The organism is Pseudoalteromonas phenolica, assembly GCF_005886345.1.
Lineage (GTDB): Bacteria > Pseudomonadota > Gammaproteobacteria > Enterobacterales > Alteromonadaceae > Pseudoalteromonas > Pseudoalteromonas phenolica_A.
In genome coordinates this window covers 23,055-44,452 of sequence record NZ_PNEC01000033.1, presented here as the reverse complement: position 1 = coordinate 44,452, position 21,398 = coordinate 23,055, and the positions used below count along the sequence as shown (strand labels likewise).

Here is a 21,398-nt window from a genome sequence, read left to right as displayed (position 1 = left end):
CTGATCTTTGACCCAACCTGTTCTTGTAAGAACAGCATTACTGGCATCTAAGCCATGATAACAACATCTCATTGTTGCACTAAATGCCACTGCTATTAGCAAAAACTTAAGTTATTGAAATAAAAGTGAAATTTAGAGTTTTTTGCGTCTAGTAAATATGATCATACTAGAGCGCAAAAGGGCCGGTGATTAAATAATCACCAGCCCTTGCCTGATTGCTCAGGCAGCGAACCTAGCCGTAGCTAGATTACTTGATCTCAACTTCAGCACCAGCTTCTTCAAGATCTTTCTTAAGTGCTTCAGCTTCTTCTTTAGAAACAGCTTCTTTGATTGGCGCAGGAGCAGACTCAACAAGAGCTTTTGCTTCTTTAAGGCCAAGACCAGTTGCACCACGTACAGCTTTGATAGCAGCAACTTTGTTACCGCCAGCAGCAGCTAGGATTACGTCGAACTCAGTCTTTTCTTCAGCAGCTTCAGCTGGACCAGCAGCAACAACAGCAGCAGCTGCAGTTACGCCGAACTTTTCTTCCATTGCTTCAACTAGTTCAACAACTTCCATTACTGACATTTCAGCAATCGCGTCAAGGATTTGGTCTTTAGTTACAGACATTGTAAATTTCCTAATTAATTACGAACCCATGAGGTTCAAAAAAATTTTTAAATGAGAAAGTGAATAAAGGCTTAAAATTAAGCAGCTTCTTCTTCTTTCTTAACGCGAACTGCTTCAATTGTTTTACACAATTTGCCAGCAGACGCTTCTTTCATAGCGCTCATTAAGCGTGCAACAGCTTCGTCGTAAGTAGGTAGCTTAGCAAGCATAGCTACGTCAACGATATTGCCTTCGAATGCAGCAGACTTAAGCTCGAATAGCTCATTCTTTTTCGCGAAATCTGAGAAGATACGCGCAGCAGCACCTGGGTGCTCTGAAGAGAAAGCGATTAGGCTTGGGCCTACTAGAGACTCGTTAAGACACTCATAATCAGTACCTTCAACAGCACGTTTAGCTAAGGTGTTACGAACAACCTTCATCCAAACGCCTGCTTCACGAGCTTCTTTACGAAGAGCAGTGATAGCATCAACTGTCACACCACGAGAATCTGCAACTACTGCAGATAGAGCACCTTTGGCAACTTCATTAACTTCAGCAACAATTGCTTTCTTGTCTTGAAGGTTTAAAGCCATGGGTGTTACTCCTGGTTAATTAAAAACCTAATGGTTTTCAGTTCTACTCTTACCTCAACAAAATTGCTGAGGTGCTTTTTACGGCGAGAGCCAGAAGATTAGGAAAATCTAGCTGGGATTCACACCGTCTACGTAGGGATTATTAAGGTTTTCACCACCTACGGTCTTGGACGGAAACGCAATTTATCGTTTGATTGTAGACCAACTGGTTAACAATACTACGAAATTATGCGCTTCAACCCGAATTCTTTACTTCGTTAGAGAACACGTTCTCAACGAAATGGCGCAAAATTATAGTTCAAATTTTACGCCATGTAAATGCTAATTTCTAAATTACGCTACTTGCGTGTTTAGAGTAGCTTGGTCAACAGCAACACCTGCGCCCATAGTTGTTGAGATGCTTACTTTCTTCAAGTAAGTACCTTTCGCTTGAGAAGGCTTAGCCTTCTTAAGAGCAACAAGTAGTGCTTCAAGGTTTTGTTGTAGCTGTTCAGCAGTGAAGTCAACTTTACCGATAGTCGTGTGAACGATACCGTTCTTGTCGTTACGGTAACGAACCTGACCAGCTTTAGCATTTTTAACTGCTTCTGCAACGTTAGGTGTTACAGTACCAGTTTTAGGGTTAGGCATAAGACCACGTGGACCTAGGATTTGACCTAGTTGACCAACAACGCGCATTGCATCTGGAGAAGCAACAACAACATCAAAGTTCATTTCGCCTTTCTTAACTTGCTCAGCAAGCTCTTCCATACCTACTAAATCAGCACCCGCTTCTTTAGCAGCTTCAGCGTTTGCGCCAGCTGTGAATACAGCAACGCGAACTTCACGGCCAGTACCGTTTGGAAGTACAGTTGCACCACGAACGTTTTGGTCAGATTTACGTGCATCGATACCAAGGTTAACAGCAACGTCAACACTTTCAGTGAATTTAGCAGTAGCTAGTTCTTTAAGAAGAGCAACAGCTTCGTTGATTTCGTACTCTTTAGTTACGTCAACTTTTTCGCGGATTACGCGCATACGCTTAGTTAATTTAGCCATTCTCAATTACCCTTCTACATTCAAGCCCATTGCACGTGCAGAACCTGCAATCGTGCGTACAGCTGCGTCCATATCAGCAGCAGTAAGATCAGGACGTTTAGTCTCAACGATCTCTTCTAGTTGAGCACGTGTTACTGTACCCACTTTTTCAGTGTTAGGACGGCCAGAACCAGACTTGATGCCAGCTGCTTTCTTAAGAAGGTAAGAAGCAGGTGGAGTTTTCATGTCGAAAGTGAATGAACGGTCGTTGTAAACAGAGATGATTACAGGAACCGGAGCGCCTTTCTCGATAGACTCTGTACGTGCGTTGAACGCTTTACAGAATTCCATGATGTTTACACCGTGTTGACCTAGTGCAGGACCTACTGGAGGACTAGGATTAGCCATACCAGCAGCAACTTGTAGCTTGATTAGAGCTTCAACTTTCTTTGCCATTTTAAATAACCTCGTTAGTTGGGTCTTTGCCTTGTGCGCGCGAGGACGCGTACTCAAGCGGCTTCCCAAATTAAAAAAATCTGTGCTTTTGCTATACCAGATAACAAAAGGCCGCTGATTATAGATTAACCAGCGGCCTTTTTCAATCTCTTCGAAAAGAAATTATTTGTCTTTTTCTACCTGACCAAATTCTAGGTCAACTGGTGTAGAACGACCGAAGATAAGAACAGACACTTTTAAGCGGCTCTTCTCATAATCAACCTCTTCAACTACACCACTGAAGTCTGCAAATGGACCATCGTTTACACGTACCACTTCACCCACTTCGAATAATGTTGCAGGCTTAGGCGCTTCAGCATTTTCTTGAATACGGTTAAGAATACGGTCAGCTTCTTTTTTGCTGATTGGTGCTGGACGATCAGACGTACCACCAATGAAACCCATTACACGTGGCGTGCTGTTTACTAAGTGCCAGCTCGCATCGTTCATGTCCATTTCAACTAGAACATAACCTGGGAAGAACTTACGCTCAGATTTGCGCTTTTGACCAGCACGCATTTCAACTACTTCTTCAGTAGGGACTAGTACTTCACCAAAGCTATCTTCTAAGCCTTCGATCTTAATGTGCTCAATGATTGTTTGAGCAACGCGCTTTTCGAAACCCGAAAACGCTTGAATTACGTACCAGCGTAATTTCTTTTCTTTGTTCTCATCCGACATGGGATCAGATCTCCAATCCAGTTAAAAAGCCAACAATACGGAATAAAATGCCGTCTAAACCCCAAAGGATTAACGCCATTACCACTGTTGCTAGCATTACGATAAAAGTTGTATGCGTTGTTTCTTGACGCGTTGGCCAAACAACCTTGCGTACTTCAATTCTAGACTCTTTTGCAAAAGCAATAAAAGTACGACCTTTTTCAGTAGTTGCCAGTAGACCTAAAGCGGCTGCTACTGCAACAACAACACCTACCGCACGCACTAACACAGATAGGTCAGCGTACATGTAATTACCTACAACTGCACCTAATAGCAATGCAATTGATACTAGCCACTTAACCGTATCCATCGAGTTTGACGGAGTTTCTACATTCGTGCTCATAAAAATTTTACCTTAAATACAGACACAACGACCCTGCATATGGCAGGGTAAATCCATTAATCCAAATCTACAAATAAGCGAGAGGTTCATTGAACGGCCACATTATTTTAGGTTTAGACTAGCTGTATGAATTGGCAGGGGCGGCAGGACTCGAACCCGCAACCATCGGTTTTGGAGACCGCTGTTCTACCAATTGGAACTACGCCCCTGCAAAGTGGATGCCCATTATACTGACGAACAAAGCGAAAACAAGAGTAAAAGATGCGCAAATTTTAATTTTGTCAAATCTTACGATAATCTCGCGCCAACAGTGGTTATAAATCAAACAAAAATATTTGTGTATTTTAACGGTTATGCCAGCTGTAACAAGTCACCATGATGAAAATCACACAATAACCAGATTTGCTCAAATGGGTGAGTATCAGGAAAGCTTAATTGTGCCTGCACATTTTTAAAATCATCGTAATGCCAAATCGGACTGGCGTTACGGATCAACAACCATGTCCGCTCTAATTGATAGCTTTTCTTGGCTTTTTGATTCAACAACCGTCCCAATGCCACTTTGAGCTGCTGTTCAGACGGTGCCTGAGACATCACAGCCAATTCTCGTTGCATCGATAACGATAGCGGTCTGCCAAGTACAGCCATAGCTTCGGTTTCACTGGCATACAAATGCGCCACTTCAATGTCGAGTTTCTGATCACCTTGGTAACAGCTGACATCGGGTTTTCGTGGTTCATTATGCCAGATATGGCGCATAGGGGTGCCATACGCCTTTTCGTAACATTTTAAAATTAACTTGGCTGCTTCATGCTCAAGCTCTATTTTTTCTTGCTCACTGTATCTATGCATCTAAAGTGTTATGAATATCTTTTAGTAAGCCTGATGCGCCGAATCTGAATTGCGCTGGCGTCAAACTACTGCATTCTAGTTTTTGTTCAGCAAGTCGTAAGTAAGCACTCGCATCATTCACTGTTCTTACTCCACCCGCCGCTTTAAAGCCCACTTCTCGGCCTGATGAATTAATTGCATCAAGCATAATTTCAGTTGCTTCTAAAGTGGCATTAACAGACACTTTTCCGGTGCTAGTTTTAATAAAGTCTGCACCCGCTTCTATCACTAAGCTACTTGCTTTGCAAATAAGCTCAGGCGCTTTTAGCTCACCACTTTCTATGATTACTTTGAGACAAGCATCATACTCTGTGCATAACTGCTTGCTCTTATGAACATACAGTTTGGTATTCTCTAGCTCGCCCTGTATCACTTCTTTATATGGGATCACTAAATCAATTTCGTCAGCCCCGTCTAATAAAGCTTGTTTTGTTTCATTAAGCACCAAGTCTAATGACTGCTCGCCATCATAAAAGTTTGTCACTGTTGCAACTTTAACTGACTGCCAGTTTCTTTGTATCAGTTCTTTTTTTACTAAACCAACAAATTGTGAATAGACGCAAATGGCAGCTGGCAGACCAATCTCAGGGCGCACACTATCTAGCAATGCCAATATAGATTGCTCTGTATCGTTTTCATTTAGAGATGTGAGGTCCATTAGGAACAATGCTTGTGCTGCATCTTGTTGTATTGTCATGGTACTTTCCCGTGTATGTAAAGAGCGTTCATGTTAGTTAAGTGAATATATCTCCTCAATCCTAGGGCATTTGTCCGCTAAAGACTCTGCTCAAAATCAAATTTATCTGTTTAGCATATCTCATAACCAAACATAATAAGCTAAATTAAGTAGCTAAAACTTAGCTCAAGGGCCTGTAAATAAAGCCTTAAACCAAATCAACCCCCCTTCTATAACTTTTAGTTATATAGACTAGGTTTTAATTATTTTTTCCTGTTTCAAAGCCGCTATATTCTGCTGCTCTGTAATGTTCTGCACGATAAAAATAGCAGAATATGAATATAACTAAGGGGCAAATGGTGCAGTACTTACCTATCTTTACCAAACTTGATAACAAACCGGTGCTGGTTGTCGGCGGCGGTGATGTTGCACTTCGTAAAGCGCGTGCATTTTTAAAAGCACGTGCGGATGTAACGATTGTAGCCCCTGAGTTTTGCCAAGAGTTACTCGATGCCGAGCAAGATGGCGAAGTTACGCTAATTAAAGACTATTTTAATGAGTCTCACCTTGCAGGCAAAATGCTTGTTATTGCTGCTACTGATGTTGAGTCGGTTAATAACACCGTATTTGAATTAGCAAACCAGCATAATATTTTCGTCAACGTGGTAGACGACCAGCCTAAGTGCTCGTTTATTTTCCCGTCTATTGTAGACCGTGACCCTATTACCATTGCAATTTCAAGCGCAGGCACTGCGCCGGTTTTAGCACGACGTTTACGTGAGAAGTTAGAAACGCTTATTCCACAGCACATTGGCCCATTAGCAACCTTAGTAGGCAGCTTCAGAGATAAGGTAAAGGCACGCTTTAAGCATTTTGCCGATCGCCGCCAGTTTTGGGAAAGCGTGTTCGATTCAAGCGTGGTGAGTAAAGTACAGGTAGGCAATACCGAGGCTGCGACCGAACAGCTACACGAAATGCTCGACGCTAAAGCTGAGCCGGAAGGCGAAGTATATGTGATTGGTGCAGGTCCCGGTGATCCTGAGCTACTAACACTTAAAGCGTTACAGCTTATGCAACAAGCCGATGTTGTGGTGTATGACTACCTCGTTTCTGATGAGATTATGGATTTAGTACGCCGCGATGCAGATTTAATTTGTGTCGGTAAGCGCCTTAACTACCACAGTGTTAAGCAAGAAGACACCAATCAGATGTTGGTCGACCTTGCGAAACAAGGCAAAAAAGTTTGCCGAATTAAAGGTGGCGATCCGTTTATTTACGGCCGTGGTGGTGAAGAAGTACAAGTACTGAAAGCCCATGATGTACGTTATCAAATCGTACCGGGCATTACTGCCGCTGCCGGGTGTAGCGCTTATGCAGGTATTCCTTTGACACACAGAGATCATGCACAGGCAATCCAGTTTGTAACGGGTCACTGTAAAAAAGACGGCCAAGAATTAGATTGGCAAGGGCTTGCTAAGCCTAACCAAACGTTGGCAATTTATATGGGCGTGATCAAGTCACCGCATATTCAGGCTAAATTACTTGAACATGGCCGCAGTGCTAGCACCCCAGTTGCAATTGTTGAAAATGGTACCCGTAAGAATCAGCGCGTGGTTAGAACCGAATTAGGTCAATTGGCCGAACAAATTGAGGCACATGAGATTGTCTCACCAGCACTACTGATTATCGGAGAAGTAGCTGCTTTACATGAAGAGTTAGCTTGGTTTGGGCAAAGTGCACAGATCAGCAGTTTTGCTCAGCCACTGACCGATGTGGCGTAACGATTTTATTTTTTAATTTTTAAGTAGGACGACGACAATGGCTTTAACACACCTTCAGCAATTAGAAGCTGAAAGTATAAAGATTATTCGCGAAGTCGCAGCCGAGTTTGAAAACCCAGTGATGCTTTACTCTATCGGTAAAGACTCATCGGTGCTTCTACACTTAGCGCGTAAAGCATTCTTCCCAGCGAAAATTCCTTTCCCCCTATTACACGTAGACACAGATTGGAAATTCCGCGAGATGATCGAATTCCGTGACCGCTTAGCAAAAGAATATAACTTTGACTTAATCGTCCACAAAAACCCAGAAGGCATTGCTATGGGTGTAGGCCCGTTTACGCACGGTTCAGCAAAACACACTGACGTAATGAAAACACAAGGCTTGAAGCAAGCACTAGACAAATACGGCTTTGATGCTGCTTTTGGTGGTGCGCGCCGTGACGAAGAAAAGTCGCGAGCAAAAGAGCGTGTTTACTCATTCCGTGATAAGCACCACCGTTGGGATCCTAAAAACCAACGTCCAGAGCTTTGGAACACCTACAACGGTCAAGTTAATCCGGGCGAATCTATTCGTGTATTCCCTCTATCTAACTGGACTGAGCTAGACATTTGGCAATATATCTATCAAGAGAATATTGAAATCGTGCCATTGTACCTTTCTGAAAAGCGTCCTGTTGTTGAACGTGATGGCACATTAATCATGGTTGACGATGAGCGTATGCCATTAAACGAAGGCGAAGTGCCTGAAATGAAATCTGTGCGTTTCCGTACATTAGGCTGTTACCCGCTAACAGGTGCGGTTGAGTCAGAAGCAAACACACTGACTGGCATCATCGAAGAAATGTTGCTTTCTACCTCTTCTGAGCGTGAAGGCCGAGTAATTGACCATGATTCATCAGGCTCGATGGAGAAGAAAAAACGTGAGGGGTATTTCTAATGTCTACGGCAAATGAAGTAAGAGAATTAGGTATCGACGCTTATCTAGCGCGCCAACAAGACAAAAGCCTTTTGCGCATGATGACTTGTGGTAGCGTGGATGATGGTAAATCAACGCTTATCGGTCGTCTATTACACGACAGCCATCAAATTTATGAAGATCAACTTGCAGCACTTCACAAAGACAATGAAAAAGTGGGTAACGCAGGTGAAGAGCTAGACTTAGCGCTTCTGGTTGACGGTTTACAAGCTGAACGTGAGCAAGGTATTACCATTGATGTTGCGTACCGTTATTTCTCAACGGCGAAGCGTAAATTCATCATTGCTGACACACCAGGACACGAGCAATACACACGTAACATGGTAACAGGTGCGTCTACGAGTGACTTAGCTATCATCTTAGTTGATGCGCGCTACGGTGTGCAAATTCAAACTAAGCGTCACAGCTTTATCTGTGATTCATTAGGTATCAAGCAGTTCGTTGTTGCCATCAACAAGATGGACATCGTGGACTTTGACGAAGCCGTATTTGAAAAAATCAAAGCTGACTATTTGAAGTTTGCTGAGCAGTTAAACGTATCTGACATCAAGTTTGTGCCTATGTCGGCGCTTAAAGGCGACAACGTCGTAACGCGTTCTGAGCACACACCTTATTACACAGATAAGCCATTGCTTGAGTTACTTGAAGATTCTCCAGCAGCAGAGGCGAATACAGACTTTGAAGCGCGCTTCCCTGTTCAGTATGTTGTACGTCCAAACCTTGATTTCCGTGGCTTCCAAGGCACATTAACATCGGGCTCATTAACGGTTGGTCAAGCGGTTAAGGTATTACCATCTGGCAAGCAATCTAGCATCAAAGAGCTAGTGACCTTTGACGGTAACTTAGAGCAAGCGCAAACAGGCCAAGCATTCACAATTACATTAAACGATGAAGTTGATGTAAGCCGTGGTGATGTGATCGTACCTGCTGACTCAACAGCTGCTGTAACAAACCAAGTGCAAGCAAAGCTTGTGTGGATGCACGAAGAGCCGTTAGTGCTAGGTAAGAGTTATAACTTCAAGTTAGGTAGCAAAAACACCGCTGCTATCGTGAAGAAAATTGACCATACCATTGATGTAAACACCTTAGAGCAAGGTCAAGCTGACAGCCTACAGTTAAACGAAATTGCGATTGTGACACTAGAGCTGACTGAAAGCATTGTGGCTGATGTATATCGCAACAACCACGAAACTGGCGCATTCATTCTGATCGACCGTTTATCAAACCTGACGATTGGTGCAGGCATGATTGAAGCATTACTTTCAGAACAAGTAACGCAACACTCAGAGTTTAGCGACTTTGAAGTTGAGTTTAATACCCTAGTTCGCAAGCACTTCCCGCACTGGCAAGCGCTTGACATTACTAAGCTTAAATAAGCTGTTTATTACCTTATGAAATTCGTAATGCACGTAGGCGGCAAGCAAATGAGACCAATGAGCATAGTTATTCTATGTGATTTGGCGAATACGCGAAGCCAACAACCGTGCATTGTGAAGGACAACGGGTAATTGCCTGTTATGTGGAATTTTAAATAATGTACGAACAGATCATATTAACAGGCATTATGCTGGCATTGGTGGGCTGCCTCTTTGGCACTCGCCTAAATCCAGCTTGGTTATTTGTCGGTGCCATTGGCACCGGCTATTTAACTGGTCTCATTGAGTTAGAAGAGATGTTAGCCAACTATGCTAACCCGTCTCTTATCACCCTTATTCTGTTGATCTTGGTGTCGATTGCCATCGAGAAAACAACCCTAGTGCAAGGTCTTGCTCAATCGTTAGCAAAAGGCAGCCTTTCTAAATCGGTGATGAAGCTTGGCTTATCTACTGCGTTTTTATCGTCTTTTACTAATAATACCGCAGTGGTGGCGTCGTTAATTTCAGCGATAAAAGACAGCCCAACCCACTCGCCTTCCAAATTATTATTACCGCTGTCTTATACCGCCATTTTAGGGGGTACCTTAACCCTTATCGGCACCTCTACAAATTTAATCGTCAATGGTTTTGCTGTTGAAGCGGGCATGCAACCATTGGGCTTTTTTGATTTTACTTTAGTGGGCTTAGGCGCACTCAGTGTCGGCCTGATCACCATTATCGTGCTACTAAAGTATTTACCTGATCACGGTAAACAAGACCAAGAAGTGGTGCCTTTTTATCTTGAAGGCAAAGTCGAAGCTGGCTCTAAACTAATTGGCCGCACCGTAGAAGAAAACGGCCTACGAGATCTAAAAGATTTATTCTTAGCTGAAATCATTCATGGTGACCGCCGTATTTGTGCCGTGACGCCTCAGCAAGTTATTCAACAAGGCGACATCTTATTGTTTGTTGGCGACATCAAATCAGTACCTTTATTACAACGTTTTGATGGTTTGAAAATCGTCCATGACAAGCATGAAAAAGACGTTGAGCATTTAGTCGAGGTGGTGATCAGCCAGTCATCTCGCTTTGTCGGTAAAACTGTCAAAGAGGTGCGTTTCCGTGAACAAGTTCACGCAGCCGTTATTGCTATCCGCCGTGGTCATGACCGATTACAAGGGGGTTTAGGGCAAGTGCGCTTACAGGCGGGTGACTCTCTTATTTTGGCACCGGGCTCAGAGTTCTATCAGTTACCTAACTTAAAGCGTGAGTTCGTGTATATCTCGGGCCTTGATTTACAGACCCATCTGAAGTCGAAAAAGTCTAATTTAGTGTTAGCGGGTTTTGTGGCCGTTATCGGGTTAAGCATTTTTGATGTGGTACCACTGGTTAAAGGGTTACTGGTATTCTTAATCGCGCTATTTGCAATGGGCGCTATTAAGGTTAGTGAATTGAAGCGCCGTTTTCCCATCGAGCTACTTGCTATTGTTGGAAGCGCCATTGGCTTAGCTAAATTAATGATAGATACCGGACTGGCATCACAAATTTCAAATGCACTTTTTTATTTGCTCGGTGACTTCGGTCCATATGGCGCTTTTATCGCTATTTTTGTGATGACCGTGATTTTCACGGAACTCATTACCAATAACGCAGCGGCAGCGCTTTCTTTCCCAGTGGCCTTTGCACTCGCCATTGGTTTTGATGTGAGCCCATTACCTTTTGTGATGGCAGTGGCATTTGGCGCATCGGCGAGTTTTATTTCACCATTTGGCTATCAAACCAACCTCATGGTGTACAGTGCAGGTAACTACCGTATTAAAGACTATGTTACGGTCGGCTTACCGCTTTCAATTATTTATTCAATCACGGTGTTGACCTTAATACCGCTGGTTTTCCCTTTTTAAATAGGTGATGCAATGGATGAAAATATCGTTTGGCATAACTATGCCGTAAACAAGTCACAACGCAGCGAGCAAAAAGGTCACAAACCAGTGATTTTATGGTTCACCGGTTTTTCAGGCTCAGGTAAAAGTACCGTTGCAGGCGCACTAGAAAGTGCCCTTCACCAGCAGGGCGTGCACACTTACCTGCTTGATGGCGACAACGTGCGCCATGGTTTGTGCAAAGACTTAGGCTTCAGCGATGAAGACCGCGTCGAAAATATTCGCCGTGTTGGTGAGCTAAGCAAACTTATGCTAGACGCTGGGCTTGTGGTACTCACCGCGTTCATCTCGCCATTCCAAGCTGAGCGAGACATGGTACGTAACCTTGTCGGTGACGGTGAATTCATCGAAGTCTTTTTAGACACGCCGTTAGATGTTTGTGAGCAACGCGACCCGAAAGGCTTATACAAGAAAGCCCGCGCAGGTGAAATTAAACACTTCACTGGCATAGACTCAGACTACCAAGTGCCTGTTAATCCTGAGATCCGCATCGATACCAGCGCGAATAGCCTTGAACAATCAGTACAACAACTGGTAGCGTATCTGAAAGACAAGCAAGTAATTGGATAAGTAATGAATCAAACGGATCTGTTAGAAGAAATTTTACAACTGAGCGTTGAAGCAGGCGATGCGATTATGGGCATCTATGCGAAAGACTTTAACGTTGAGTACAAAGAAGATGAAAGTCCAGTGACCGATGCAGATCTGGTTGCACACAAAGTCATTGCAGCTGGCTTGCAACAACTTACCCCTGACATTCCGGTATTAAGTGAAGAAAGTGCTGGTATTGATTGGGCAATACGTCAAACTTGGAACCAATATTGGCTAGTCGACCCAATTGATGGAACCAAAGAGTTCATTAAAAAGAATGGCGAATTCACCGTTAATATCGCGCTTATCAAAGCTGGTAAACCTATTTTAGGCGTGGTACACGCACCTGCTTTAAATGTCAGTTACCTTGCTGCAGAAGCCGTGGGAGCATTCAAGCAATGCGACGAAGCACGTATAGAACTCAAAGTCACTAAGAAAGCTAATACTGGTCTAATCAAAGTGGTGGGCTCTCGCTCACATCCATCGCCTGATTTAGCCGCTTATCTTGAGCAATTTGATGATGTCGAAATGGTACCGAAAGGCAGCTCTTTAAAGCTTTGCTTAGTTGCAGAAGGTGAAGCAGATGTTTACCCGCGTTTAGGTCCTACGTCTGAATGGGATACAGGTGCAGGTCATGCTGTGGCTGAAATTGCAGGCGCGACCATTACCCAAGTTGATGGTTCAGCACTGACTTACAATCAAAAAGAAAGTTACCTTAACCCTTACTTTATCGTATCGAGATTAGAGGCTTAAACGTACTTGCAGGACTTATAGAACGAGTTACTTGTACAAGTAACTTGGACAAACTAAATAGAAAAGCGAAGCACCTATAACAAGGCTTCGCTTTTTTATTTCGTACTTATCCCACTTTATCTAATGTTTGATTAAAGCAAAGTATACTTGCATCGTGCGATGTTAATGGTCGGCTCATAAAATACCCTTGAGTTTGCTGACAGTGTAATTGCGTTAGCACATCAAGCTGTTGCGCCTTTTCTATTCCTTCAGCCGTCACCACCAAATTGAAGCTTTTAGCTATGGCGCAGACCGCCTCAATCAACTGTTTAGGCTTGTCATCTGACTCTATGCCTTCAATAAAGGCTCTATCGATTTTTAAACCATCAACAGGTAAGTGGTTCAACCTTGCTAAACTTGAGTAGCCTGTTCCAAAATCATCAATATAAATACCAAACCCTTGCTCATGGAGTACTTCAAGCGGCTCAACTAAATTATCCTCTGTGGCCATCATGGCTGATTCTGTTAGCTCGATTTTAAATTGTCTTGGCTCTAACTTATTATGATCAAACTGTTGGGTTAACCACCCCATAAATTGCGGGCTTTGCAATTGCAATGGCGATACATTCACACTCATAAAAATACCCAACTGATGATGCTGCTGCATAAACTCAATGGCTTTTGAAAACACCCACTGGCCTAACATAGTAATTTTGGCACACTCTTCTGCAATGGGAATAAACTCGGCTGGACTGACAAAGCCTAAACTCGGACTATGCCATCTAAGTAATGCTTCAAAGCCTTTTAAAACCTTGCCATGATCACAAAAAATAGGCTGAAAATTTAAAGTGAGTTCATTATCTAGTTCTATACGTTGTAACGCCTGTTCGATGTCGATTTTCCGTGCTGCTTGGCAAGCAATATCACGCGTATAAATATGAAAGGCATTTTTACCTCGTCGCTTTGCTTCGTACATAGCTATATCGGCATCATGTAGTAACTTTTCTGCTTCAACATTCATACATGGTGTCGTAAATGTCCTTACGCCGATACTGCCACTGACACTATGAGTATGCTTTTTATACGTAAAAGGCCGCCTGATCTCACAAAGCATGTCTTCAAGAATACCTTCCAGTGGCAACTTTAATTTTTGCAGATTAATTAATACCGCAAACTCATCTCCACCGAGTCTGGCAATATCTGCAAAGCTACCTAATAGCAGCTGCATACGACCGGCAAACTCAACCAATAACTTATCCCCCGCCAAATGACCTAAGGTGTCGTTAATCAGTTTAAATCTATCTAAATCAATGTAGAGCAAAATGAAGGTTTGTCCTTGCTCAACCCGAGCATCATCAACCAACTTTAAGAATGCCTGTCGGTTTAATAAGTCTGTCAGGCTATCATGTCTCGCTTTGTACTTGAGCTGCTCATTGAATAGCTTGTCTTGTGTGATATCAGTAATACGGCCTTCGTATAAGGTAGCATCTGGGTGATGCAGCCAGCGGCCACTTTGTCTGAGCCAGATCGTGCCACTTTGCTCACTTTTTGCCAGCCAATCTAACTCTGCATGTTGCTGCTGGTGTACAACGATTTCTAGCCAGTGCTGTTTTAATTCATCATCAAGCATATACTCACTCAGCGGTTTCTTAGTTAAGTCACTTTCACTATTACTAAGCAACTGTTTAAATGCTGGGTTCGCTTCAATAACCTGCCCTTTGCGATTTAATACAAATAGCCCTTCACTGCTGTTTACAAATAAGCTCTTATATTTTCGCTCGGCGACAACTTGCTGCTGCAGCGCCAACAGGCGCTTATCGGACTCTCGCAATACTTGCTGATTTGCCTTATCTAAACTGGCAGTTCGCTCAATCACTAGATTATTAATGGTCTGATTTCGATTTGATAATGCACGTAGTTGAAGCCACACCAAGATGCCACATAAACTCGCGACAATCACAAAGCCTATGATGATCACTTGTCGACTTGCTAAAAAACTAGGGCTTAGCTGTTTTTTGGTATAAAGCTCGAGCTTTAATGTATGACCATAAAAATCGACTTTTCTTGATACCATTGGGGTTAGGCTTGCCAGTTTATAATCATCCTGCCAATCACTATTAAAAGTGACTCCCCGATCAGTGAGTATCCTAATATGCTGTTGGGTGTTTTGGTACACCTGAGTAAACAGGCCCTCTAATAGCATAGACAACTCAAAGCTTAAGCCTATCGCTGTTTGGAGTCCGTATTCATCGGGACGAGGCAACAATAAGCTCCACTTGTTACCATCTTGCCAGCTCAACGCACTCAGAGTTTGCTGTGTAAAGAACCTCTGACCCAATTCAGTCGAAATACTTTCACCCAAAGTATGTCCATATTCAGCAACCGGCGCTGCATTCACTATGGTTAAAAAAGTTTGAGACTGCATTTCTAACTTAGGTGCATGCACTCTAAAATCAAATGAGCCATGTGCTTGATATAGTTGCTCAACCTGTTCTATCTGAGCATGTGAAATTAAGTGATATACTTCCAAGCTGATAGGCAGCTCACTATTAGATAACTGAGAATGAGCCACTTGATGAAACAACGATTGAGTTGATGCTGCCGGTAGAAATGCTTCAATGGCATAAAGTAAGTGTCCTAGCTGATCAAGTTTAGAATTGAGCTGGTATTCATATTGAGCGAGCTGAAGGTCTGCTCTTTGTTTATCTTGATTTTGATAATATACATTCAGCATCACACCGGCATAAGTGATAACACCGATAAAAACCACACAAAAAATAGCACTAAACTGCACTGGAGAACGAAGGAAAGAAATTAGTCTGGTCACTATAGACATTGTATAAAAAAGCGCTGTATCCTATATATAACCGATAATAATTCTTATTTTCAATGAATAAAAGCTTTCTTTTAATTTTATCCCTGTTTATGGGACAAATAACTGTTGCGTACGCCCAATCACCTCAAATTAATATTTATTCGTTCAGAAAGTATGAACTGATTAAACCGGTACTTGAACGCTTCGAAGCTAATTCAGGCATTAAAGTTAATCTAGTAAACGGGAAATCACATCATTTATTAACCCGATTACAACAAGACGGAGCTCAATCTCAGGCAGACGTCATATTAAGTTCTGACCTAGCGCAGCTTCATAGCCACAAGTCTTTACTGCAAAAAATAACCAATCAAAGTGCTTGGCAAAATGTTTCTAGCTATTTATTTGATGAAGATGGTTATTGGGTCAGTATTTCTATGCGCACACGTGCTCTATTCAGCTTACAAAATAACAATAATGTGAAGGTTCCGAGATACTTTTCTCAGCTTTCAGCTCCTCAGTACCAAGGCCAATTCTGTATTCGCGATTGGCAACATAGCTATAATGCCATTTTAAGTGCTGCATTGCTGACAACCGGAAATACCAAAGACAGTGACTGGCTCAAACTTGGTAACAAGCTCTTAGCAAAACGACCATCAGGTGGTGATAGAGATCAACTGCGTGCACTTGCACAAAATCGTTGCTCATTAGCATTCGCAAATCACTATTATTGGCACATGATGAAGCGTACTGATAACAAGCGCGACCAAATGCTTGCGCAAAAGCTACAGATACACTTTTTGAAAACAGAAGACGGTTTAACACCAGTATCTACTACAACAGCTGCCATCGCAAAATACTCACCAAATAAAGGCAATGCGGAACGGTTTATTGCTTTCTTGCTAACCGAAGAAGCACAAAGAATATATGCCAAAAGTTTGCATGAATTCCCAGTGCTCAAAGATATGATGACGAGCCATGTGCCCTTTAAGCCCAATTTAAAAGCGGTCAAACAAGGGCTAGAATTATTACCTCAAGCTAGTCAGTTATTAGCGCGTTAATCAGCAAAAATAGCTTGTAGATCACAATTAAAAATACTAAACGAATAACCTCTGTGTCCCATAACCTCATAGGTCACAGCTGGCTTATCACCTTGTAGAGTTCTAACTTTATGCTTTTTGACTTGATAAGCTTGTTGTTGATAAGTGCCATCGTCGAAATGACGTCGCAAAGTTAAAAAGGGTTCATTGAACTCCCATTTTAACTTTAGATCAGTGGTGTCCACGGGGCTATTCATCACAGCCCAATGACCATTACTCTTGATATGTATTTGAAAATCTTCATCGCCACAATTATGTGCAAATAATAACTCTGGTAATTCACGTTCAGAGCGGCTACTAGGAAAGTACAAACCTAAATTGCCTCGTGTGTAAAAGTGCCCTGTTTGGCTAAACACTTTACTGTCAAAGCTTTCATAACCAAGTTTTCGAACAATACTTTCAATCCCCTGAATGTAAGTTTGGTCTACATCCCCAGGGAAATATAGTAAATGCGGCGTTGCATATTTATCAGGGGTAGGCAGCTCAGTAAATTCAAAATTGACCTGGCTCTGCTCTAATTGCTTTTTTAATTCAAAGCGCTGTATATCAGATAAGCCCTCATGATACACATGAACAAGCGGTTGCTGGCATGCTGAAAGACATAACAAACTAAGGGTTACTAGAAAGATATTTTTGTAATTCAATTGAATAGCTCCGTGCCTTTTTCCAAAAGACTACTGGAGATCCTTCAATATTGTCAACTTAATGCACCTTACCTAACCAAGTTTGCACTGCAGTGCGGCAATAAAGCACCTCTTTAAACAATTTGTGTTGTTGATGTTCAAGGCCCTTTTCATGACTAGGTAATCCTGCCAACACTTTATTGTGATGAGCATTAAATCGTGCCACCAAGCTTAAGCCGGTTTGACGAACGAGCGCTTTAGATTTCATCAAATGCTCTCTGACATCATCTGCGGTCATTAGCCCGTTAGCATCTAGGTTCATTAATTCACGTCTTAGCTGACTTCTTACGCCCATGCTCACCCTACTCCTAACTGTTTAAAAGCGATGCGCAAGTTACCTGTTATTTACTGCAGAAAAATGACAAGCGCAATAAAACTTAAGACCGAATGGCTTGCGAAAAAATTTCGTCATTCGAACCAGCGAAGCGTTATACCAATCTTCTTAATTAAGTGATCTATTTTGAGGCAAGGAAAGCTTGTCGATAACGAGGCAAGAATTTTGCTGTTTAGTTGTTCTAAATGAGAGATTTTTAACGAGGTTAGCAGCAGCTTTAGTCCCTCAAAATGATTAAGTATTATTGAGGATTGGTATTATACTGTCGCAAAGACGATTTTTAAGGTTAGCAATATGTCTGAATACGAACCTGAATACATTGAAATTGAACTAGAAGAAGAACCTATAGAGCTATGTAACCTACTAAAAGTGCTAGATTTAGCCGAAACTGGCGGGCAAGCAAAACAGTTGATCGCCGATGGTTATGTAGGCGTTAACATGGAACTATGCACAGTTAAGCGAAAAAAAATGTACTCAGGTGACAGCCTACACTTTAATGGTGAAGATTTTTTACTGACCTTGGCTGAGGGTGTTACACCTGCAGTAAAGACAGAGCCTACACCGCCAATAGAAGAAGCCCCCACTAAACGCAAACGTAGTCGTAGCCGTAAGAACAAAAAAGACAGCAATACAGGTCGCCGCCCTATCTCTTTTGGTTAACCAACTCTCAATAAGCAGGTAAGTTAAGATGGCCATTTGGTATCACCCAATCACACTTGAGCTATGCCAAAAGCTGGATGCGGGTTTACATGGCAAAGGCTCCCTAATGAAAACCTTAGGGATCGAAATTTCTGAAATTGGTGATGACTACCTAGTTGCCACCATGCCTGCAACAGCCGGTCATCATAACCCAATCGGTATGGTGCATGGCGGTGCAAATGTGGCCCTTGCAGAAACGGTAGCCAGTTACGCCGCCAATTTTGCCGTCGATTTTGAACAATTTTATTGTGTCGGCCAAGAGATCAACGCCAATCACCTCAAGGCGTCGCGTAACGGTACCTTAACGGCTATAGCGACCCCCCTGCATTTGGGTAAACGTACCTCAGTATGGGAAGTTAAAATCACCAATGCAAAAGGCGAATTGTGCTGTATTTCGCGTATGACAGCGGCAGTTATTGAGCGCGCCAACAAGCTGCCTATTTAACCTGAGCTCTGGATAATAAATCTATCTTCAGCGGCTACTTTCAACGTTAACTGCGTTGAATTTACTTGCAATAGGCCAGCTATTGACGCGTAAATTCGCCTTGCCTATATGGATGTAGGTACCTTGGCGATAGCAGGACGCGTGAGCGGTGTTATCGCTAAAAGTCTCCGGCTGCAGACTTGAAAAAGAACTTATAAATTCAATATCAATACGTTAGTAAATCTCTTAACCAAAGCTCAGGTTATTTAAAGCGTCACAAAGCCAGCGCAACTACACATGACCTGTTTAATATTCTTTATTTGATTTAGCACAATAATAGATAGAGTAGCTTATCGCGCACTGCATTTTTACAAGTTAGGCTCTAATTATCTCCTTAGTGGAATATGTATTTGGAGCCCAGTTGTGACCGCTAAAGAACAAATAAAACTGCTAAAAGTCTTCATCGTGATTGGTTTAATCCTCATCGTGACAGGCCACTTTATTATCAGTAAAGAATGGCTCGCGCATATGGGCCCACTAGGCTTCATTATAGGCGCAGCTTGCATTGCAATTGGCTTAATTTGCTCATTACCGACTAAGATTTATCTGACGATATTGCTAATGAAAAATGAAGAGCACTAATCGCTGACAGCATGCCTAACTGCTTGTTAAACTCACAGCACATTAAGTTAAGAGCATGATGTTTTGGATAAAATAGAAACCTTAGTGATTGGTGCTGGCGTCGTCGGATTAGCAATCGGTGCCGAACTCAGTCAATCACAAAATGTCTTAGTGATTGAACAAAATGCACATTTTGGTGAACACACTTCAAGCCGTAATAGCGAAGTCATCCACGCTGGTATTTATTACCCCACCGAAAGTTTAAAAGCGTCGCTCTGTGTGCAAGGTAAAGTACACCTTTATAAACACTGCCAAGCATTTCATGTGCCCGTCAAACCTATAGGTAAAGTATTAATTGCACAAAACCATGATGAAGCAGAGAAGCTCGAAGCCATACGCCTACAAGCACTTAACAATGGCGTTGACGATTTAGTCTGGCTTTCTAAACAAGCACAGCACCACTATGCGCCAGACCTTCACTTCAGCGAAGCACTCTACTCGCCTTCTACAGGCATTATTGATAGTCATCAGTTGATGAACTCTTTCATCACACAGATTGAGCAAAATCAGAGTCTATATGTTGCAAACACACGCTTTGTGAAAGCCGTACCTGATGAAACTGGGTTTGTGGTCTCTTTGTACTGTGATGGCGAAGAAATGCAGTTGCATTGTAAGAGCCTTATCAATACCGCAGGGCTATTTGCACAAGATGTTGCGCGGCACATTGAAGGAGTCAATCACACTTTAATTCCTGAGCTGCATTACTGCCGCGGCCAATACTTTACCTATCAAGGCAAACACCCATTCAAGCACCTTATTTATCCCATACCTGAACAACATGGCCTAGGGATCCACGCGACCCTAGATATGGCTAATCAACTCAAGTTTGGCCCTGATACCAAATTTATTGATAACCTGAATTATCAAACTGACGTAACACAAAAAGCCAAATTTGTATCGGCGATAAAACGCTACTGGCCCGACTTGGACGAAACCAAGCTACATTGTGATTATGCGGGTATTCGCCCTAAGCTCACTTTAAGCGGTCAACAAGATTTCGTCATTCAAACTGAGCTGCAACATGGTATAACGGGTCTAGTGAATTTATTTGGTATTGAGTCCCCCGGACTCACAGCCAGCATGGCCATTGCAAAACATGTCAAAAACGCGCTGCAAGCATAGAATTGAAATAAAAAACTTAATATTCATAAACATTCCTAAATATTCATGTTGGTATTTATGGATGAATTACCAAGAATAATGCGTCAATTACCACAACAACAGGAATCGGTTATGACACTCGGACAATATATCAAACAGCTGCGTACAGATATGGAATTAAGCCAACCGCAGTTTGCTGAACGTATGCAGGTAGAGCAAAGTTATTTATCAAAACTTGAGAATGATAAATCTACTCCCTCTAATGAGGTTTTTAGGCAATTGCTCAGTGCGCTATCAATGGATGTCGATGCATTTATGTCGGGTTTAAAAGACAAAGGCAATATGGCGTCGCTAAGACATATCCCCGATCTAGATAGTTGGTACACTTCACAGCAAGTCACTTCTGAACGAAAGCAGCGTACATTGCTTTATAGCGCCATGCTATTAATTGCGTTTGGCGTAGCAAGCTTTTATGTCGGTTTCCAAAAGCTGCTACTATCAGAAACTCAATATGAGTATCGCTCTAATGGCATCATTTTAGCGGGAGAGCCAGAAGATATCTTTCGCGTATGGGCTGAGTTCGAAGACACTCCAGAGGCTCGAATACAGAAAAATCTTGAAATGTTAAAACGAAAAAAAATCAGTACTCAACTAACATTTGAATATCAAGGTAAATATCTCGTCCTTGATACCCAATCAGGTAAAAGAAAATACTATTTGCAAGGCAAGCAAGCTAAAACCAGAATTGGAAATGTTATGCTGCAATTTATTGGTTTATTTAGTGCTGTGATGGGATTGGTTTTGCTATTTATAGAGCCCAAACTATCACGTCAAAAAGTATAACTTTTTAAAACGCTCCTAT

General features: G+C 42.3%; 23 protein-coding genes and 1 tRNA gene. 12 read left to right on the top strand and 12 right to left on the bottom strand.

All coding sequences use genetic code 11. The features are described from left to right. Positions 1–247: 247 nt before the first annotated feature. The 9 genes from rplL to deoC all read right to left on the bottom strand — a co-directional run bounded on the left by rplL (position 248) and on the right by deoC (position 5,345). A complete protein-coding gene (rplL, locus tag CWB72_RS12980; RefSeq protein ID WP_058028511.1) occupies positions 248–610 on the bottom strand; it encodes a 50S ribosomal protein L7/L12 in 363 nt (120 codons plus the stop codon). A gap of 77 nt (positions 611–687) precedes the next feature. Then, complete coding sequence (rplJ, locus tag CWB72_RS12975) at positions 688–1,182, bottom strand: 50S ribosomal protein L10 (protein ID WP_138566665.1); 495 nt, start codon at positions 1,180–1,182, stop codon at positions 688–690. 333 nt (positions 1,183–1,515) lie between these two features. Beyond that, entirely contained in the window at positions 1,516–2,220 is a 705-nt protein-coding gene (rplA, locus tag CWB72_RS12970; RefSeq protein ID WP_058028509.1) for a 50S ribosomal protein L1, read from the bottom strand. A gap of 6 nt (positions 2,221–2,226) precedes the next feature. Next, the gene (gene rplK / locus CWB72_RS12965) at positions 2,227–2,655 is read right to left on the bottom strand and encodes a 50S ribosomal protein L11 (protein WP_010387320.1); all 429 of its coding nucleotides are present in this window, start codon (positions 2,653–2,655) and stop codon (positions 2,227–2,229) included. Positions 2,656–2,817: 162 nt separating this feature from the next. Continuing rightward, positions 2,818–3,375 (bottom strand): transcription termination/antitermination protein NusG, encoded by a 558-nt coding sequence (nusG, locus tag CWB72_RS12960; RefSeq protein ID WP_130256507.1) that lies wholly within the window; start codon positions 3,373–3,375, stop codon positions 2,818–2,820. A 4-nt stretch (positions 3,376–3,379) separates the two neighbouring features. Continuing rightward, entirely contained in the window at positions 3,380–3,757 is a 378-nt protein-coding gene (secE, locus tag CWB72_RS12955; RefSeq protein WP_058028507.1) for a preprotein translocase subunit SecE, read from the bottom strand. A 132-nt stretch (positions 3,758–3,889) separates the two neighbouring features. Continuing rightward, positions 3,890–3,966 (bottom strand) — tRNA-Trp (locus tag CWB72_RS12950). 142 nt (positions 3,967–4,108) lie between these two features. Continuing rightward, the gene (locus CWB72_RS12945) at positions 4,109–4,609 is read right to left on the bottom strand and encodes a hypothetical protein (RefSeq protein ID WP_138632000.1); all 501 of its coding nucleotides are present in this window, start codon (positions 4,607–4,609) and stop codon (positions 4,109–4,111) included. Further along, a complete protein-coding gene (gene deoC / locus CWB72_RS12940; RefSeq protein ID WP_138631997.1) occupies positions 4,602–5,345 on the bottom strand; it encodes a deoxyribose-phosphate aldolase in 744 nt (247 codons plus the stop codon). Before deoC ends, CWB72_RS12945 begins: the two co-directional genes overlap by 8 nt. Positions 5,346–5,683: 338 nt before the next feature. On the opposite strand from deoC, the gene cysG reads away from it, so the two are divergent. The 6 genes from cysG to cysQ all read left to right on the top strand — a co-directional run bounded on the left by cysG (position 5,684) and on the right by cysQ (position 12,723). Continuing rightward, positions 5,684–7,105 carry a siroheme synthase CysG gene (cysG, locus tag CWB72_RS12935; protein WP_138632012.1) on the top strand — a complete coding sequence of 474 codons (1,422 nt, stop codon included), beginning with the start codon at positions 5,684–5,686 and terminating at the stop codon, positions 7,103–7,105. Positions 7,106–7,142: 37 nt separating this feature from the next. After that, positions 7,143–8,042 (top strand): sulfate adenylyltransferase subunit CysD, encoded by a 900-nt coding sequence (gene cysD, locus CWB72_RS12930; RefSeq protein ID WP_058028504.1) that lies wholly within the window; start codon positions 7,143–7,145, stop codon positions 8,040–8,042. Continuing rightward, positions 8,042–9,457, top strand: coding sequence for a sulfate adenylyltransferase subunit CysN (gene cysN / locus CWB72_RS12925; protein WP_138631994.1), 1,416 nt, complete (start codon positions 8,042–8,044; stop codon positions 9,455–9,457). Before cysD ends, cysN begins: the two co-directional genes overlap by 1 nt. A 158-nt stretch (positions 9,458–9,615) precedes the next feature. After that, the gene (locus tag CWB72_RS12920; protein ID WP_138631991.1) at positions 9,616–11,340 is read left to right on the top strand and encodes an SLC13 family permease; all 1,725 of its coding nucleotides are present in this window, start codon (positions 9,616–9,618) and stop codon (positions 11,338–11,340) included. Positions 11,341–11,352: 12 nt separating this feature from the next. Continuing rightward, a complete protein-coding gene (gene cysC, locus CWB72_RS12915) occupies positions 11,353–11,949 on the top strand; it encodes an adenylyl-sulfate kinase (RefSeq protein ID WP_138631988.1) in 597 nt (198 codons plus the stop codon). A gap of 3 nt (positions 11,950–11,952) precedes the next feature. Then, positions 11,953–12,723: a 3'(2'),5'-bisphosphate nucleotidase CysQ gene (cysQ, locus tag CWB72_RS12910; protein WP_138631985.1), complete on the top strand. Its 771-nt coding sequence runs from the start codon at positions 11,953–11,955 to the stop codon at positions 12,721–12,723. 106 nt (positions 12,724–12,829) lie between these two features. Here the strand turns inward: cysQ and CWB72_RS12905 are convergent, their stop codons facing one another. Then, complete coding sequence (locus CWB72_RS12905) at positions 12,830–15,538, bottom strand: putative bifunctional diguanylate cyclase/phosphodiesterase (protein WP_138631982.1); 2,709 nt, start codon at positions 15,536–15,538, stop codon at positions 12,830–12,832. Positions 15,539–15,627: 89 nt separating this feature from the next. Between CWB72_RS12905 and CWB72_RS12900 the strand changes: the two genes are divergently transcribed. Further along, positions 15,628–16,575: an extracellular solute-binding protein gene (locus CWB72_RS12900; protein ID WP_249349040.1), complete on the top strand. Its 948-nt coding sequence runs from the start codon at positions 15,628–15,630 to the stop codon at positions 16,573–16,575. Here the strand turns inward: CWB72_RS12900 and CWB72_RS12895 are convergent. After that, positions 16,572–17,258, bottom strand: a complete 687-nt coding sequence (locus CWB72_RS12895) for a hypothetical protein (protein ID WP_138566676.1) — start codon at positions 17,256–17,258, stop codon at positions 16,572–16,574. The two genes, CWB72_RS12900 and CWB72_RS12895, sit on opposite strands and share 4 nt — an antisense overlap. 58 nt (positions 17,259–17,316) lie before the next feature. Next, positions 17,317–17,592, bottom strand: coding sequence for a hypothetical protein (locus CWB72_RS12890; RefSeq protein ID WP_138631979.1), 276 nt, complete (start codon positions 17,590–17,592; stop codon positions 17,317–17,319). Between the two features lie 333 nt (positions 17,593–17,925). On the opposite strand from CWB72_RS12890, the gene CWB72_RS12885 reads away from it, so the two are divergent. The 5 genes from CWB72_RS12885 (at position 17,926) to CWB72_RS12865 (ending at position 21,379) form a co-directional block, all read left to right on the top strand. Further along, the gene (locus tag CWB72_RS12885; RefSeq protein ID WP_138631976.1) at positions 17,926–18,291 is read left to right on the top strand and encodes an RNA-binding S4 domain-containing protein; all 366 of its coding nucleotides are present in this window, start codon (positions 17,926–17,928) and stop codon (positions 18,289–18,291) included. Positions 18,292–18,319: 28 nt separating this feature from the next. Beyond that, positions 18,320–18,775 (top strand): PaaI family thioesterase, encoded by a 456-nt coding sequence (locus CWB72_RS12880; protein ID WP_138631973.1) that lies wholly within the window; start codon positions 18,320–18,322, stop codon positions 18,773–18,775. A 402-nt stretch (positions 18,776–19,177) separates the two neighbouring features. Then, positions 19,178–19,396 carry a hypothetical protein gene (locus CWB72_RS12875; RefSeq protein ID WP_138631970.1) on the top strand — a complete coding sequence of 73 codons (219 nt, stop codon included), beginning with the start codon at positions 19,178–19,180 and terminating at the stop codon, positions 19,394–19,396. Between the two features lie 63 nt (positions 19,397–19,459). Beyond that, positions 19,460–20,557, top strand: a complete 1,098-nt coding sequence (locus CWB72_RS12870; protein ID WP_138631967.1) for an NAD(P)/FAD-dependent oxidoreductase — start codon at positions 19,460–19,462, stop codon at positions 20,555–20,557. Between the two features lie 57 nt (positions 20,558–20,614). Then, entirely contained in the window at positions 20,615–21,379 is a 765-nt protein-coding gene (locus CWB72_RS12865; RefSeq protein ID WP_171037298.1) for a helix-turn-helix domain-containing protein, read from the top strand. Positions 21,380–21,398: the final 19 nt, after the last annotated feature.